This window comes from Kribbella sp. NPDC050470, from assembly GCF_044458365.1.
In the GTDB taxonomy this organism is placed as follows: Bacteria; Actinomycetota; Actinomycetes; order Propionibacteriales; family Kribbellaceae; genus Kribbella.
The window spans coordinates 171,160-186,530 of the sequence record NZ_JBITHV010000006.1; the positions used below are offsets into that span (position 1 = coordinate 171,160).

The window sequence follows — 15,371 nt, forward strand, 5'->3', positions numbered from 1 at the left end:
CTTGCGGGCCAGGGCGGCGCGGCTACCTCGTCAGGCCTTCGTCAGCCAGTAGGTGAGCTGCAGGTCCTCTTCGGTGCCGGTGGCAACGTCGGCGGACTCCGACGGGGCCGCCTGGCTGAGCTCGACGGCGAGCACCTCGCGGGCGATCTCGTCGGCGTGCTTGCCGAGGGCATCGGTGAGGTCGGCGTCGGTCGAGGTGAGCCAGACCTTGATCCGGTCCGACACCTCGAGGCCGGCGTTCTTCCGGGCCTCCTGCAACGTCCGGACCACCTCGCGGGCCAGACCAGCCTGCCGGAGTTCCGGGGTGACCTCGAGGTCGAGGGCAACGGTCTCGCCCTGCTCGTTCACCACCGACCAGCCCTCCCGCGGCCGCTCCGACAGCAGCACCTCGGCCTCGCCGACCTGGACGTCCGCGCCGTCGACGACGACCGTCGCCGTACCGGACTCCTTGAGGGCGGCGGCCAGGGCGGCGGCGTCGGCGGCGGCGATCGCGGCCGCGACCACCGGCGTCTGCTTGGCGAACCGCTTGCCGAGCTCGCGGAAGTTGCCCTTGGCAGAGAACTCGACCAGGTCCGCGCCGGCCGAGGACAGCGGCTCGACCGAACCCACGTTCAGCTCGTCGGCGATCTCCTGCAGCAGCTCGGGGGACAGGTCCGCGATCGCGGCCGACCCGACCAGGGCACGGGACAGCGGCTGCCGCGTCCGCACCTTGGCCTCGGCCCGTGCCGACCGGCCGAGCTCTACGACTCGGCGCGCCATCGACACGTGCTGCGCGAGTACGTCGTCGATGAGCGTCTCGTCGTACGTCGGGAACGCCGCCAGGTGCACCGACTCCGGCAGGCCGGGCGTGACCGGGCGGAACACGTCCTGCCAGACCCGCTCGGTGACGAACGGCGTCAGCGGCGCCATCACCCGGGTGAGGACGTCGAGCGTCTCGTGCAGCGTGGCGAGTGCGCCGGCGTCACCGGCCCAGAAGCGGCGGCGCGAACGCCGGACGTACCAGTTGGAGAGCACGTCGACGAACGAGTTGACCAGCAGACCGAGCCGCTGCGTGTCGTAGCCGTCGTACGCCTGGTCGGTGTCGCGGACCAGCCGGTGCGTCTCGCTGACCAGCCACCGGTCCAGCACCGAGCGCTCGGCGACCGGCGGCGCGTCGGCCGGCGACCAGTCGGCCAGCCGCGCGTACAGGGAGTGGAACGCGACCGTGTTCCAGTAGGTGAGCAGCACCTTCCGGACGATCTCGTTCAGCACGTTCGGCCCGATGCCGCGCGCCTTCCACGGCGACCCGGACGCGGCCATGAACCAGCGCACCGCGTCCGCGCTGTGGTCGTCCATCAGCGGGATCGGCTCCAGGATGTTGCCCAGGTGCTTGGACATCTTCCGGCCGTCCTCGGCCATGATGTGCCCGAGGCAGACGACGTCGCGGTACGACGACTCGTCGAACACCAGCGTGCCGACCGCCATCAGCGTGTAGAACCACCCGCGGGTCTGGTCGATCGCCTCGCAGATGTAGTCGGCCGGGTAGGCCACCTCGAACTTCTCCCGCGATCCCTCGACCCACGGGTAACCCCACTGGGCGAACGGCATCGCGCCGGAGTCGTACCAGGCGTCGATCACCTCGGCGACCCGCCGGGACTCCGCACCACAGGTCGGGCAGGCGAAGGTGATGTCGTCGACGTACGGCCGGTGCGGGTCGGTGGCGCTCACGTCGCGGCCGGCCAGCTCACCGAGCTCGGCCAGCGAGCCGACGCACACCTGGTGGTCGTCCTCGCAGCGCCAGATCGGCAGCGGTGTGCCCCAGTAGCGGGAGCGCGAGATCGCCCAGTCGATGTTGTTGCGCAGCCAGTCGCCGTACCGGCCCCACTTGACCGACTCCGGGTACCAGTTGGTCTTCTCGTTCTCCCGGAGCAGCGCGTCCTTCACCTGCGTGGTGCGGATGTACCAGGACGGCAGCGCGTAGTACATGACCGGGGTGTGGCAGCGCCAGCAGTGCGGGTAGGGGTGCTCGTACGGCACGTGCCGGAACAGCGCACCGCGCTCCTGCAGGTCCTTCACCAGCGCCTCGTCGGCCTTCTTGAAGAACTGCCCACCGACCAGCGGCACGTCGGCGGCGAAGTGGCCGTCCGACTCGACCGGGTTCACCACAGGCAGCCCGTACGCACGGCAGACCGCGAGGTCGTCGGCGCCGAACGCGGGGGACTGGTGGACCAGACCGGTGCCGTCCTCGGTGGTGACGTACTCGGCGAGTACGACGTAGTGCGCCGGCTCGGGGAACTCCACCAGCTCGAACGGGCGCTGGTACGTCCACCGCTCCATCTCGCGGCCGCCGTACTGACCTGTCACCGTCCAGCCCTCGCCGAGCGTGCTGAGCAGCGGCTCCGCGACGACGAGCGACTCGGTGCCGTCGGTGGCGACGACGTACTGCACGTCGGGATGCACTGCGACTGCAGTGTTTGAAACGAGTGTCCACGGGGTCGTCGTCCACACCAGCAGCGACGCCTGACCGGCCAGTGGGCCGGAGGTCAGCGGGAAGCGCACGTACACCGACGGGTCGATGACGGTCTCGTAGCCCTGGGCGAGCTCGTGGTCGGACAGCCCGGTGCCACAGCGGGGGCAGTACGGCGTGATGCGGTAGTCCTCGACGAGCAGGCCCTTGTCGTGGATCTGCTTGAGCGACCACCAGACGGACTGCACGTATTCCGGATCCATCGTCCGGTACGGGTGCTCCAGGTCGACCCAGTAGCCCATCCGGACGGTCAGCTCGTTGAACGCGTCGACGTGCCGCAGCACCGACTCACGGCACTTCGCGTTGAACTCGGCGATGCCGTACGCCTCGATGTCGTTCTTGCCGTTGAAGCCGAGCTCCTTCTCGACCGCGACCTCGACCGGCAGGCCGTGGCAGTCCCACCCGGCCTTGCGCTCGACCGAGTAGCCCTTCATCGTCCGGTAGCGCGGGAAGACGTCCTTGAAGACGCGCGCCTCGATGTGGTGGGTGCCGGGCATCCCGTTCGCGGTCGGCGGGCCCTCGAAGAAGGTCCACGGCTTGCCGCCGGCCGACTGCTCGAGGCTCTTGGCGAAGGTGTCGTGCTCGTCCCAGTGCGCGAGCATCTCCCGCTCGAGCGCGGGGAAGTCCACCTGGGCCGGGACCTGGCGCCACGGAGTTGTTGCCATCTCTTCGTCGTCCTTCGTCGAGCCTGCTGCATGCTGGACGAGGGACGAAGCTCCGGCCGGGTCGCCGGGGGCCGCGCGGTACCACCCTCCTTGGTGACTCGCGGGGAGTCACCCACTTCCTTTCTGCGTCGCTGCCGGTTCTAATAAGTCGCTACGGACCGTTCTTCCGGCGGCTCCGGGGTGATGGCCCCATCACTGCCTTGCGGATCGCGGTTGTCAGTGTACGACTTCGTACCAGGCAACTACGAATCGTTAATCAGTGGTCAGGCAGGAATTCAGCCGTGAGAATTCTGCTGCGGGCCGTGGTACAGGGGGAGGGGGCTCAGGGCCGGGCTCGAACATCTGCTCGGCTATTAGGTAACGGGATGCCGAAACCTGACCGGGGCGGTGGGGCGGGGCAGCATGAAACGAGCCTGTGACGCGCGGAACATCGAGCGGGCTTGAAGAACCGACTACCGTATGTCCACGGTCTGCGCGTCGGACTGGCACGTGATGTGCACGTGGCCTAGTGTCTTGCGACCAGTCCGCTTCAGTCTCCGACGAAGGCAGGGGGTAGCTGACATGGCTACATCGGCTCCCAAGAAGTCCGCCCCCCAACGTTCTGCTGCGGCCAAGAAGAGTGCCGCGAAAGCTGCCGAGCCGGTCAAGAAGACGACGGCCCGGAAAGCACCGGTCAAGAAGGCGCCGGCAAAGAAGGCGCCGGTGAAGAAGAAGACTTCCGCGACCAAGCAGGCGGCCAAGAAGACGGCCACCGGCAAGACCGCGGCCAAACGCACAGCGGCGAAGACCCCTGCCAAGCAAGCTCCGACGAAGAGGGTGGCCATGAAGACGAACGAGAACAGGACCCCGGCGACGGCGCCGGCGAAGTCCGCTGCACACAAGGCAGAGACCCTCACGGTGAAGTCCGGCGAGACCCCGTGGACGGCGGCCGAGCTGGCCGAGCTGCGCGGCGAGCTGGAGGCCGACGTGGTGCACCTGCGGCAGGAGATCCGCGACGCCGAGCAGGAGATCGTCGGGCTGCTCCGCGACGGCGGTGACGGCGCCGGCAACGACCAGGCCGACGTCGGCTCCACCACGCTGGAGCGCGACCACGAGATGTCGCTGGCGAACAACGCCCGGGACATGGTGGACCAGATCGAGCGGGCGCTGGCCCGGATCGACGACGGCACCTACGGCATCTGCGAGAGCTGCGGCAACGCGATCGGCAAGGGTCGGTTGCAGGCGTTCCCGCGTGCGACACTGTGCGTGTCATGCAAAGAACGCGAAGAACGCCGCTGAGCGACCCGGACCCGTCCCACCAGGTGGGGGACGCCGCCGAACCAACGCCAGAACCGGCCGACCACGAGTCGGCCGGTTCTCCGTCGTCTCCGGAGCCTGCGGACACTGGCCCGAAGAAGCCGTCGTGGAAGTTGATGGCGCTGTTCGGGGCGGTCGGGTTCCTGGTGCTGCTCCTGGATCAGCTGACCAAGGCCCTGGCGCTGGAGCACCTGACGCCGGGTGAGCCGGTGGACGTGATCGGCGGGTTCCTGAAGTTCAACCTGATCCGGAACTCCGGCGCCGCGTTCAGCCTCGGGGCCGGGTACACGCCGTACATCAGCGCGATCCAGATCATCGTCGCGCTCGGGGTGGTGTTCCTGTCCCGGCGGCTCGGGTCGGTCGGCTGGGCGGTGGCGTTCGGGTTCCTGTTCGGTGGCGCGCTGGGCAACATCATCGACCGGATCTTCCGGGAGCCGTCGCCGTTCCACGGGCACGTGATCGACTTCCTGCAGACCCCGCACTGGGCGATCTTCAACGTCGCGGACATGGCGGTGACCTCGGCCGCCGCCCTGCTGGTGATCCAGACGCTGCGCGGGATCAAGCTGGACGGCACGAAGGAACTCAAGAAGTGAGCGAGCGCAGCGAGCGAACAATGGGGAGAGCAGCGTTCTCGCTCGCGCCGGAACCGAGCGAAGCGAGGTGAAGGGGTGAGCGGAGACTCCCGGACCGTGATGGTCCCGGACGGGCTGGCCGGTGAGCGCCTGGACGCGGCGCTGTCCCGGCTGTTCGGGGTGTCCCGGACCAAGGCCGCCGAGCTGATCGAGTCCGGTCTGGTCCAGGTCGACGGCGCCCCGGCGGCCAAGTCGGCCCGGGTCGCCGCCGGCGTGCTCCTCGACGTGGAGCTGCCACCGCCGCCCGCCGAGGTCACCGTCGTACCGGAGACCGTCGAGAACCTGCGGATCGTGTACGACGACGACGAGATCATCGTGGTCGACAAACCGGTCGGCGTCGCCGCGCACCCGTCCCCGGGGTGGACCGGGCCGACCGTCATCGGCCACCTGGCCGGGGCCGGGTTCAGCATCTCGACCAGCGGCGCCGCCGAGCGCAAGGGCATCGTGCACCGCCTCGATGTCGGCACCTCGGGCCTGATGGTCGTCGCCAAGACCGAGTACTCCTACACCGTGCTCAAGCGCGCGTTCAAGGAGCGCACGGTCAAGAAGATCTACCACGCGCTGGTCCAGGGTCACCCCGACCCGTTCACCGGCACCGTGGACGCGCCGATCGACCGGCACCCGCACCACGACTACAAGTTCGGCGTCGTGGCCGGCGGCAAGCCGAGCGTGACGCACTACGAGACGCTCGAGGCGTTCCGGTACGCGACGCTGCTCGAGATCACCCTCGAGACCGGCCGGACCCACCAGATCCGCGTCCACATGGCCGCGATCGGTCACCCCTGCTGCGGCGACCTCACGTACGGCGCCGACCCGGTGCTCGCGGAGCGCCTCCAGCTCACCCGGCAGTGGCTGCACGCGATGCGGCTCGGCTTCACCCACCCGGGCACGGGGGAGTACGTCGAGTTCACCTCGGAGTACCCGGACGACCTCGACCACGCCCTCGACCTGCTGGTCGACAGCCAGTGAAGCTGTACCTGTCGTCGTTCCGGCTCGGCGACCACCCGGAGCGCCTGGTCGCACTCCTGCCGCCGTCCGCCCGGGTCGCCGTCATCTGCAACTCGATCGACACCGAGGATCCCGCCGTACGCCGGGAGAAGGTCGCCGACGAGATCCGCTGGCTGACCGAGCTCGGCCTCCGGCCGGAGGAGCTGGACCTGCGGGAGCCCGGTGAGCTGCGGGCCCGCCTGACGTCGTACGACGGGCTGTGGGTCCGTGGCGGCAACGTCTTCGTGCTGCGGGCGGCCCTCGCGAAGAGCGGCGCCGACGAGATCTTGCCGGAGCTGATCCGCGACGAGCGGTTCGTGTACGCCGGTTACAGCGCCGGGATCTGCGTCCTCGCGCCGAGCCTGCGCGGCCTCGAGCTCTGCGACCCGACCGACGCGGTCGACGGCGACATCATCTGGGACGGCCTCGGCGTGCTCGACCACGCCTTCGTCCCCCACCTCAACTCACCCGGCCACCCCGAGACAGAACTCGTCGAGAAGGTAGCGGCCCGCTACGACCGCACCGCCGTCCCCTACCTGCCCATGCGCGACGGCCAAGCCCTGATCATCAACGGCCCCCACCGCGAGCTCATCTAAAGCTGCTCGACCAGCCGGGCCACGGTCGCGACTACCTGTGGCCCATGGACCAGGACGGCGTCGTTGTGGTCGGCGCCTGGGATCTCCACCGCCTCCTTCAGCGTCGGCGCCGCCTCCGCCACGGTCCGGCTCTGCTCAGGTGGGACGATCGAGTCTGCGCTGCCGTAAACGACGGCGGTTGGTGCCTTCACCGCGGTCAGGTGGTCGACTAGTGGGAACTTGTCTCGGAGGAGCAAGGTGACCGGGAGGAACGGGTAGTGGTGGCGCCCGACGGCTGCGAGGTCGGTGAAGGGGGAGCGCAGGACGAGGGCGGCGGGTGGGCGCTCGACGGCTAGCTCGGTGACGACTGCGGCACCGAGGCTTTCGCCGAAGTACACCGTCCGGGCAGCTGGTACGCCGTACTCGACCAGGTACTCCTGGGCCGCACGGACATCCAGCGCCAGCCCGCGCTCGCTTGGGCTGCCCCGGTTGCCGCCGTAGCCGCGGTAGTCGAACAGGAGCACCGTCAGCCCCTCGCCGGCCAGCGCCTGCGCCAGCGGAAGCCGACCGGCCCGGTTCCCACCGTTGCCATGGGCGACCAGTACGGCGACCCCACGATCGGCCCCAAGTGGCGGCACCAGCCATGCACCCAACCGCAGTCCGTCGCTCGTCTCGAGGACGATGTCCTTCGCACCCACACTCGTAGGCGTGGTCGTGTCAGGCAGATAGATCAGCTGTCGCTGGTAGCCCCAGAGCACGGCAACCAACAGAAGCACCACCGACCCCAGCACGAGCGCCATGCGCACCATATAGATCAGTGTGCGCGCCGAGCCGGTCTCAAGAGCAAAGATCCGTCCTACGCTGAGCCAATGGCGGAGGGTCGGTTGCCGGCTGAGTTGACGAGTTTCGTGGGGCGGCGTCGGGAGCTGGCGGACACGAGGCGGTTGCTGGCCAGGAGCCGCCTGCTGACGCTGACGGGTGCCGGGGGAGTCGGCAAGACCCGCCTGGCCGTGCGGATGGCAGCAGAGGTACGGCGTACGTTCCCCGACGGAGTCTGGTTCGTCGAGCTGGCCGCCCTGCACGACCCCGCACTCCTCAGCCTCACCCTGACGGGTGCGCTGGAGCTGAGTCAGGTCTCGGCGGACCCGACCGCTGACCTGGCCGAGTACCTCGAGGACAAGCACCTGCTGCTCGTCCTCGACAACTGCGAGCAGGTCGCCGAGGCCTGCGCCGTGCTGGTGAGCAAGCTGCTCGCCGCCGCACCGCAGCTGCGGATCCTGGCGACCAGCCGCCACGTGCTGGGGGTGGAAGGCGAGCAGGTCCTGTCCGTGCCTCCGTTGTCAACGCCACCGGCCGAGGCGCCGACTGCCGACGCGGATCAGTACGAGTCGTTGGTTCTCTTCGCCGACCGGGTCCGGGCCGTGCTGCCCGACTTCGAGATCGACGACCGCAACCGCGCCCAGGTGATCGAGGTGTGCCGGCAGCTGGACGGCGTACCGCTGGCCCTCGAGCTCGCGGCCGTCTGGATGCGGACGCTGTCGCTGGCGCAGATCCTCGACCGGCTCGAGGACCGGTTCCGGCTGCTCGCCGGCGGTCGCCCGGCCGGACCACCCCGTCAGCAGGCGCTCGAGGCAGCGGTGACCTGGAGCTACGACCTGTGCTCGCCGGCCGAGCGGTTGCTGTGGCAGCGGCTGTCGGTGTTCTCCGGCGGCTTCGACCTCGACGGCGCCGAACAGGTCTGCTCCGGCGACGGCATCGCTCGCGAGGAGGTGCTCGAACTGGTCGCCGGGCTGGTGAACAAGTCGATCATCACCCGCACGATGGCCACCGATCACGCGGTCGCCTGGTACGACATGCTCACCACGATCAGCCAGTACGGCGCAACGCGCCTGGCCAAGGCCGGTCGCACCCGCGAGTTCCGGCTCCGGCACCGAGACCACCTGCGGACACTGGCTGCCGGGTGGGCCGCGGAGAGCTTCGGACCGCAGCAGGCCGACTGGTTTATCCGGATGCGCCGCGAGCGCGACAACCTGCGGGTCGCCCTCCACTTCTGCCTGGCCGAACCGGGGGAAGCGGCGGTCGCGATCGAGATCGCCGCCCCGCTCTGGAACTTCTGGTTCGCCGGCTGCCTGCGCGAGGGCCATCGCTACCTGACCCGGGCGCTCGAGGCCGCGCCGGAGCAGACGCCGCAGCGCGCACTGGGGCTCTGGGCGGGCAGCTACCTGGCCATGTTCCTCGGCGAGTCGGAGCAGATGAGCCGGCTGCTAGCCGAGTGCACGGAGCTCGCCGAGCGGTACGACGACGACCTGCTGCGCGCCCGGATCGCCGAGGTGGCCGGCCACGCGCTGATCTATCAGGGCGACCTGGCCGGCGCGCTCGGCCATCTCGAGCAAGCGCTCGCCGGGTTCCGCGCGACCGGGGACCAGCTCGGCGAGTTCGACGCGCTCATTCTGTTGTCGGCGGCAACGTTCTTCCTCGGCGACCCGCGGGTCGCCGGGTTCAGCCAAGCGGCGTACGAGCTGGCCGAGTCCCAGGGTGCGGACTCGTCGAAGGCCTACGCGCTGTGGAGTGTCGGCGTCGTTCAGTGGCGGGACCAGGGCCGGACCGAGGACGCGACCCGGTCGTTCCGGGAGGCGATCCGGCTGTGGCGGCCGTTGAACGACCGGACCGGGATCGGGTTCTGCGTGCAGGCGCTGTCCTGGTGCGCCGGGACCGGGGCGCCGTCCGTGCAGGCCGCGTTGCTGATGGGCGCGTCCCGGGCGGTCTGGCGGTCCAGTGGCGCTCACGTCGACGAGACGACGCCGTACAGCCAGTTCGACGACCGGGCCGAGGAGCGGATCCGGGCTGTGATCGGGGACGCGGCGTTCGACGCGGCGTTCGCCGTCGGGGCGGCGTACTCGTTCGAGCAGGCGGTCGCGCTCGCGCTGGGGGAGGACACCGGCGGCGACCAGGCGGCCAAGCCGGGCCGGACCGGGCGGCTGACGCGGCGCGAGCACGAGATCGCGGTGCTGGTCGGCGACGGGCTGAGCAACCGGGAGATCGCCGGCCGCCTGGTGATCTCCCAGCGCACCGCCGAGACCCACGTCGAGCACATCCTCAGCAAGCTCGGTTTCTCCTCCCGCACCCAGGTCGCCCGCTGGGTCGCCGAGCACCCCGATCGGTAACGCTTCCACCCGCTCCGGGCGCCGCGTGGTGGGTTTTTGCTGATCTCTACGTAGCGAAATCCGTAGGTGTCCCGATGTCTGCGCCGGCCGGCCCGGGGATCCTGGGTGACAACGTTGTCCCTCCCCTGCGCCACCCGAGGTCCCGATGTCCGAGACAAGTCGCCCGCCGCTGAGTCATGCCGACTGGTGGCGGACTGCCGTCATCTACCAGGTCTACGTGCGGAGCTTCGCCGACTCGAACGGTGACGGCGTCGGCGACCTCGACGGCGTCCGGGCCCGGCTGCCGTACCTGCGCAGCCTGGGCGTCGACGGCCTCTGGCTGAACCCGTTCTACCCCTCACCCCAGCACGACCACGGGTACGACGTCGTCGACTACCGCGATGTGCATCCGGACTACGGGACGCTGGCGTCGTTCGACCGGCTGATCCAGGACGCGCACCGGCTGGACCTGAAGGTGATCGTCGACGTGGTGCCGAACCACTGCTCGATCGAGCACCCGTGGTTCCGCGAGGCACTGGCCGCCGGACCCGGGAGTCCGGAGCGGGCCCGGTTCCACTTCGCCGACGGCGAGGGCGACGAGCCGCCGAACAACTGGCGGTCGATCTTCGGTGGCTCTGCGTGGCAGCGCGTGCCCGACGGGCAGTGGTACCTGCACACGTTCGCGACGGAGCAGCCGGACTTCAACTGGCGGCACCCGGACGTCGAGGCGGCCTTCGAGGACGTACTGCGGTTCTGGCTCGACCGCGGCGTGGACGGGCTCCGGATCGACGTCGCGCACGGCCTGCACAAGGCCGAGGGCCTGCCGGACCACGTGCACGCCGACTGCGACGAGGTGACCGGCGACCCGGTCAACCCGCACGCCTGGAACCAGCCCGAGGTGCACGACGTCTGGCGCAGCTGGCGGGCGATCACGGAGGAGTACTCGCAGGCCACCGGGCGGGAGCGGGTGCTGGTCGGCGAGGTCGGCCTGCTCGACACCGAGCAGCTCGCGCGCTACCAGCGCCCCGACGAGCTGCACCAGACCTTCTTCTTCGAGTTCCTCCGCGCCGAGTGGGACGACCGGTCGCTGTACGACGTGATCGACCGCGGCCTCGAGACGATCGCCGGGTCCGGATCTTCCGTCGCCTGGGTGCTGAACAACCACGACATGCCGCGGTCCGTCACCCGGTATGCCGGCGGTGCACCAGGCGCCGGGCCCGGCGATCTCGAGCTCGGCCGGGCGCGGGCCAGGGCGGCGGCGATGCTGATGCTGGCGTTGCCGGGATCGGCGTACCTCTATCAAGGGGAGGAGCTGGGCCTGCCCGAGGTCACCGACCTGCCGGACCATGTGCTGACCGATCCGATGTTCCACCGGACCGGCGGCGTGCGACGCGGCCGGGACGGTTGTCGGGTACCGCTACCGTGGAGGGCAGAGCACGACTCCTTCGGGTTCTCTCCGGACGGCGGCTCGGGTACGACGTGGCTGCCACAACCGGAGTGGTTCGCCGAGCACGCGGCGGACCTGTTGCTGGGCGACGGCGACTCGATGCTGCACCTGTACCGCGAGGCACTGGCGTTGCGGCACCGGATCCCGGCGCTCACGTCCGGCACTGGCGAACTGCGCTGGCTGCCGGCCGAGCCCGGCGTACTGGCGTTCACCCGAGGTGACGGCTTCGCGTGCGCGGTCAACTGCTCGTCCCGGCCGGTCGTCAACCCGATCGACGGAACCCTGCTGCTCGCCAGCGACCCCGAGGCCGGCGAGAAGCTACCCCCGAACAGTGCCGTCTGGACCCTCCTGCCAGACGGTGCCTGAACCGGCGGACCTGGCGTCCTGAGGACCCCTGCTCGGCGCCAGGTCCGCCGCTCCACCTCGCCGTACCTGACCGGATAGCGGGCGCGTCGGGGACTCCCCGGAGAGCCCATTCGGAAAGTGTCCGAGGCCCCAACTAGGCTGCTGCAGTCACCCTCACTCACGCCCTGGGAGGTCTGCGCAGACATGGCGTCCAGCGACAGTTTCGTGCATCTACACGTGCACACCGAGTACTCCATGCTGGACGGCGCCGCGCGGATCGACGAGTTGTTCAAAACCGCCCAGGAGATGGGCATGCCGGCCATCGCCACCACCGACCACGGCTACGTGTTCGGGGCCTACGAGTTCTGGCGGACGGCGAAGAAGTACGACGTCAAGCCGATCATCGGCGTGGAGGCGTACCTGACGCCGCACACCCACCGCTCGGAGCGCAAGCGGGTCAAGTGGGGCGACGCGAACTCGGGCCGCGACGACGTCTCCGGCAGCGGCGCCTACACGCACATGACGCTGCTGGCGAAGAACACCTCCGGCATGCACAACCTGTTCAAGATGAGCTCGCTGGCCAGCCTCGAGGGCTACTACTTCAAGCCCCGGATGGACCGCGACCTGCTGAACACCTACGGCCAGGGCCTGATCGCGACCACCGGCTGCCCGTCCGGCGAGGTGCAGACCCGGCTCCGGCTCGGGCAGTACAAGGAGGCCGTCGAGGCCGCCGCGGAGTTCCGCGACATCTTCGGCAAGGAGAACTTCTACTGCGAGCTGATGGACCACGGCCTCGGCATCGAGCGGGACATCCAGAAGGACCTGCTGAAGCTGGCCAAGGAGCTCGGCCTGCCGCTGGTCGCCACCAACGACCTGCACTACACCAAGCCCGAGGACGCCACCGCGCACGCCGCGCTGCTCTGCGTCCAGTCCGGCTCGACGCTGTCCGACCCGAACCGCTTCAAGTTCGACGCGAACGAGTTCTACGTGAAGACCGCGGCCGAGATGCGCGAGGTCTGGAAGGAGCTCCCGGAGGCGTGTGACAACACGCTGCTGATCGCCGAGCAGTGCGACGTCAGCTTCACCGAGGGCGAGGGCCGGTTCATGCCGCGCTTCCCCTGCCCGGACGGCCACAACGAGGAGTCCTGGTTCGTCGCCGAGGTCGAGACCGGCCTGCACAAGCGCTACCCCGGCGGCGTGCCGGACCACGTCCGCAAGCAGGCCGAGTACGAGATCGAGGTCATCACCTCGAAGGGGTACGCGGGCTACTTCCTGGTCGTCGCGGACTTCATCAACTGGGCCAAGGAACACGGCATCCGGGTCGGCCCGGGCCGTGGCTCGGGCGCCGGCTCGATGTGCGCGTACGCGATGCGGATCACCGACCTGGACCCGCTCCAGCACGGCCTGATCTTCGAGCGGTTCCTGAACCCGGAGCGGATGTCGATGCCGGACTTCGACATCGACTTCGACGACCGCCGCCGCCCCGAGGTGATCCGCTACGTCACCGAGAAGTACGGCGACGACCGGGTCGCGATGATCGTCACCTACGGCACCATCAAGGCCAAGCAGGCGATCAAGGACGCCGGCCGGGTGCTGGACTACCCGTTCGCGATGGGCGACCGGATCACCAAGGCGATGCCGCCGTCGGTGATGGGCAAGGACATCCCGCTGTCCGGGATCTTCGACTCCACCCACAAGCGGTACTCCGAGGCCGGCGAGTTCCGCCAGTTGTACGAGTCCGACCAGGACGTCCGCAAGATTGTCGACACCGCCCGCGGCCTGGAGAACCTGAAGCGCCAGTGGGGTGTGCACGCGGCCGGTGTGATCATGTCCAGTGAGCCGCTGATCGAGCTGATCCCGATCATGCGCCGCGAGCAGGACGGCCAGGTCATCACCCAGTTCGACTACCCGAGCTGCGAGACGCTCGGCCTGGTCAAGATGGACTTCCTGGGCCTGCGCAACCTGACGATCATGGACGACGCGGTCAAGAACGTCGAGGCCAGCCGCGGGATCGCGCTGGACCTGGACGAGCTGGCCAAGACCCTGGACGACGGCCCGACCTTCGAGCTGCTCGGCCGCGGTGACACCCTCGGCGTGTTCCAGTTCGACGGCGGCCCGATGCGGGCGCTGCTGCGGCTGATGAAGCCGGACAACTTCGAGGACATCTCCGCGGTCGGCGCGCTCTACCGGCCCGGCCCGATGGGCGCGAACAGCCACACCAACTACGCCCTGCGCAAGAACGGGCAGCAGGAGGTCAGCTACCTGCACCCCGAGCTGGCCGAGGCGCTGGAGCCGATCCTGGGGACGACGTACGGACTGATCGTCTACCAGGAGCAGGTGATGGCGATCGCCCAGCAGCTCGCGGGCTACACGCTGGGCAAAGCGGACCTGCTCCGCCGCGCGATGGGCAAGAAGAAGCGCGAGGTGCTGGACGCGGAGTATGTCGGCTTCTCCGAGGGGATGAAGGCGAACGGCTTCTCCGAGGCGTCGATCAAGGCGCTCTGGGACGTGCTGGTCCCGTTCTCCGACTACGCGTTCAACAAGGCGCACTCGGCGGCGTACGGGCTGGTCTCGTACTGGACGGCGTACCTGAAGGCCAACTACCCGGCGGAGTACATGGCCGCGGTCCTGACGTCGGTGAAGGACGACAAGGACAAGATGGCCATCTACCTGAACGAGTGCCGCCGGATGGGTATCAAGGTGCTGCCGCCGGACGTGAACGAGTCGGACTCGAACTTCACCCCGGTCGGCACCGACATCCGCTTCGGCCTGTCCGCGATCCGCAACGTCGGCGTGAACGTGGTGGCCGAGATCGTCGCGGCCCGCGAGGAGAAGGGCCGGTTCGCCGACTTCGTCGACTTCATCGACAAGGTGCCGCTGCCGGTCTGCAACAAGCGGGTGATCGAGTCGCTGGCCAAGGCCGGCTCGTTCGACTCGATGAGCCACGCCCGGCGCGCGGTCGTCGCGGTGCACGAGCAGGCGGTCGACGAGGCGATCGACCTGAAGCGGAACGAGGCGCACGGCCAGTTCGACCTGTTCTCGATGGGGGACGACGAGGCCGAGGAGGGCGAGGGCAACAGCCGGCTCACCGTCACGGTCCCCGAGATCGAGGAGTGGGACAAGGCGACCAAGCTCTCGCACGAGCGGGACATGCTGGGTCTCTACGTCTCCGACCACCCGCTGTTCGGCGTCGAGCACGTGCTCACCAACGGCAGCGACTGCACGATCGGCCAGCTGCTCGCCGACGAGGACCGGCCGGACGGCACCCGGGTGACGATCGGCGGCCTGGTCACCGCCGTCCAGCGCAAGGTGAACAAGCGCGGCGACATCTACGCGATCGTCACCATCGAGGACCTCGAGGGTTCGATCGAGGTGATGATGTTCTCCTCGGCGTACCAGCTGCACGCGCACCTGCTGAGCAACGACGCGATCATCTTGATGAAGGGACGGCTGCGCCGTCGCGAGGACCGGGTCGAGCTGAGCGGTGACGAGGTCGTCGTCCCCGACCTGACCGAGGGCCCGAGCGGACCGGTGGTGATCACGATGCCGGTGACCCGCTGCACCCAGCCGGTCGTCGACCAGCTCCGCGACATCCTGCAGGCGCACCCCGGGATGACCGAGGTGCAGCTGCGGCTGCAGGCCCGCCAGAAGACCACGGTGATGCGGATCGGCGACCGGTTCCGGGTGACCCCGACCTCGGCGCTCAGCGCTGACCTGAAGGCGCTGCTGGGGCCGTCCTGCCTGGCCGGTTGAGGACCTGATCGGGGCCGGGAGC

Annotated in this window: 9 protein-coding genes; 7 read left to right on the forward strand and 2 right to left on the reverse strand. The window is 69.3% G+C overall.

Annotated features, from left to right (window positions below):
- Window positions 1–30: 30 nt before the first annotated feature.
- Window positions 31–3,171, reverse strand: coding sequence for an isoleucine--tRNA ligase (gene ileS / locus ACIBGM_RS18935; protein WP_396386306.1), 3,141 nt, complete (start codon window positions 3,169–3,171; stop codon window positions 31–33).
- Between the two features lie 561 nt (window positions 3,172–3,732).
- Between ileS and ACIBGM_RS18940 the strand changes: the two genes are divergently transcribed.
- The 4 genes from ACIBGM_RS18940 (at window position 3,733) to ACIBGM_RS18955 (ending at window position 6,682) form a co-directional block, all read left to right on the forward strand.
- Window positions 3,733–4,449, forward strand: coding sequence for a TraR/DksA C4-type zinc finger protein (locus tag ACIBGM_RS18940; RefSeq protein WP_360528458.1), 717 nt, complete (start codon window positions 3,733–3,735; stop codon window positions 4,447–4,449).
- Window positions 4,422–5,060 carry a signal peptidase II gene (lspA, locus tag ACIBGM_RS18945; protein WP_360528455.1) on the forward strand — a complete coding sequence of 213 codons (639 nt, stop codon included), beginning with the start codon at window positions 4,422–4,424 and terminating at the stop codon, window positions 5,058–5,060. The genes ACIBGM_RS18940 and lspA overlap by 28 nt, the downstream gene beginning before the upstream one ends.
- A gap of 99 nt (window positions 5,061–5,159) precedes the next feature.
- Window positions 5,160–6,068 carry an RluA family pseudouridine synthase gene (locus tag ACIBGM_RS18950; RefSeq protein ID WP_360528580.1) on the forward strand — a complete coding sequence of 303 codons (909 nt, stop codon included), beginning with the start codon at window positions 5,160–5,162 and terminating at the stop codon, window positions 6,066–6,068.
- On the forward strand, window positions 6,065–6,682 hold the full coding sequence (locus tag ACIBGM_RS18955) for a Type 1 glutamine amidotransferase-like domain-containing protein (protein ID WP_360528452.1): 618 nt from the start codon (window positions 6,065–6,067) through the stop codon (window positions 6,680–6,682). Before ACIBGM_RS18950 ends, ACIBGM_RS18955 begins: the two co-directional genes overlap by 4 nt.
- Here ACIBGM_RS18955 and ACIBGM_RS18960 read toward each other — a convergent pair.
- A complete protein-coding gene (locus ACIBGM_RS18960) occupies window positions 6,679–7,470 on the reverse strand; it encodes an alpha/beta hydrolase (RefSeq protein ID WP_396386307.1) in 792 nt (263 codons plus the stop codon). The two genes, ACIBGM_RS18955 and ACIBGM_RS18960, sit on opposite strands and share 4 nt — an antisense overlap.
- A gap of 60 nt (window positions 7,471–7,530) precedes the next feature.
- On the opposite strand from ACIBGM_RS18960, the gene ACIBGM_RS18965 reads away from it, so the two are divergent.
- The 3 genes from ACIBGM_RS18965 (at window position 7,531) to dnaE (ending at window position 15,349) form a co-directional block, all read left to right on the forward strand.
- Window positions 7,531–9,825, forward strand: coding sequence for a LuxR C-terminal-related transcriptional regulator (locus ACIBGM_RS18965; RefSeq protein ID WP_360528446.1), 2,295 nt, complete (start codon window positions 7,531–7,533; stop codon window positions 9,823–9,825).
- A 145-nt stretch (window positions 9,826–9,970) separates the two neighbouring features.
- Window positions 9,971–11,617 carry a glycoside hydrolase family 13 protein gene (locus ACIBGM_RS18970; protein WP_396386308.1) on the forward strand — a complete coding sequence of 549 codons (1,647 nt, stop codon included), beginning with the start codon at window positions 9,971–9,973 and terminating at the stop codon, window positions 11,615–11,617.
- A 183-nt stretch (window positions 11,618–11,800) separates the two neighbouring features.
- Window positions 11,801–15,349: a DNA polymerase III subunit alpha gene (gene dnaE, locus ACIBGM_RS18975; RefSeq protein ID WP_396386309.1), complete on the forward strand. Its 3,549-nt coding sequence runs from the start codon at window positions 11,801–11,803 to the stop codon at window positions 15,347–15,349.
- Window positions 15,350–15,371: the final 22 nt, after the last annotated feature.

Coding starts and splice junctions, on each gene's coding strand:
- ACIBGM_RS18970 (WP_396386308.1), top strand. CDS start 9,971: ATGTCCGAGACAAGTCGCCCGCCGCTGAGTCATGCCGACTGGTGGCGG.
- ACIBGM_RS18960 (WP_396386307.1), bottom strand. CDS start 7,470: ATGGTGCGCATGGCGCTCGTGCTGGGGTCGGTGGTGCTTCTGTTGGTT.
- lspA (WP_360528455.1), top strand. CDS start 4,422: ATGCAAAGAACGCGAAGAACGCCGCTGAGCGACCCGGACCCGTCCCAC.
- ileS (WP_396386306.1), bottom strand. CDS start 3,171: ATGGCAACAACTCCGTGGCGCCAGGTCCCGGCCCAGGTGGACTTCCCC.
- ACIBGM_RS18950 (WP_360528580.1), top strand. CDS start 5,160: ATGGTCCCGGACGGGCTGGCCGGTGAGCGCCTGGACGCGGCGCTGTCC.
- ACIBGM_RS18965 (WP_360528446.1), top strand. CDS start 7,531: ATGGCGGAGGGTCGGTTGCCGGCTGAGTTGACGAGTTTCGTGGGGCGG.
- ACIBGM_RS18940 (WP_360528458.1), top strand. CDS start 3,733: ATGGCTACATCGGCTCCCAAGAAGTCCGCCCCCCAACGTTCTGCTGCG.
- dnaE (WP_396386309.1), top strand. CDS start 11,801: ATGGCGTCCAGCGACAGTTTCGTGCATCTACACGTGCACACCGAGTAC.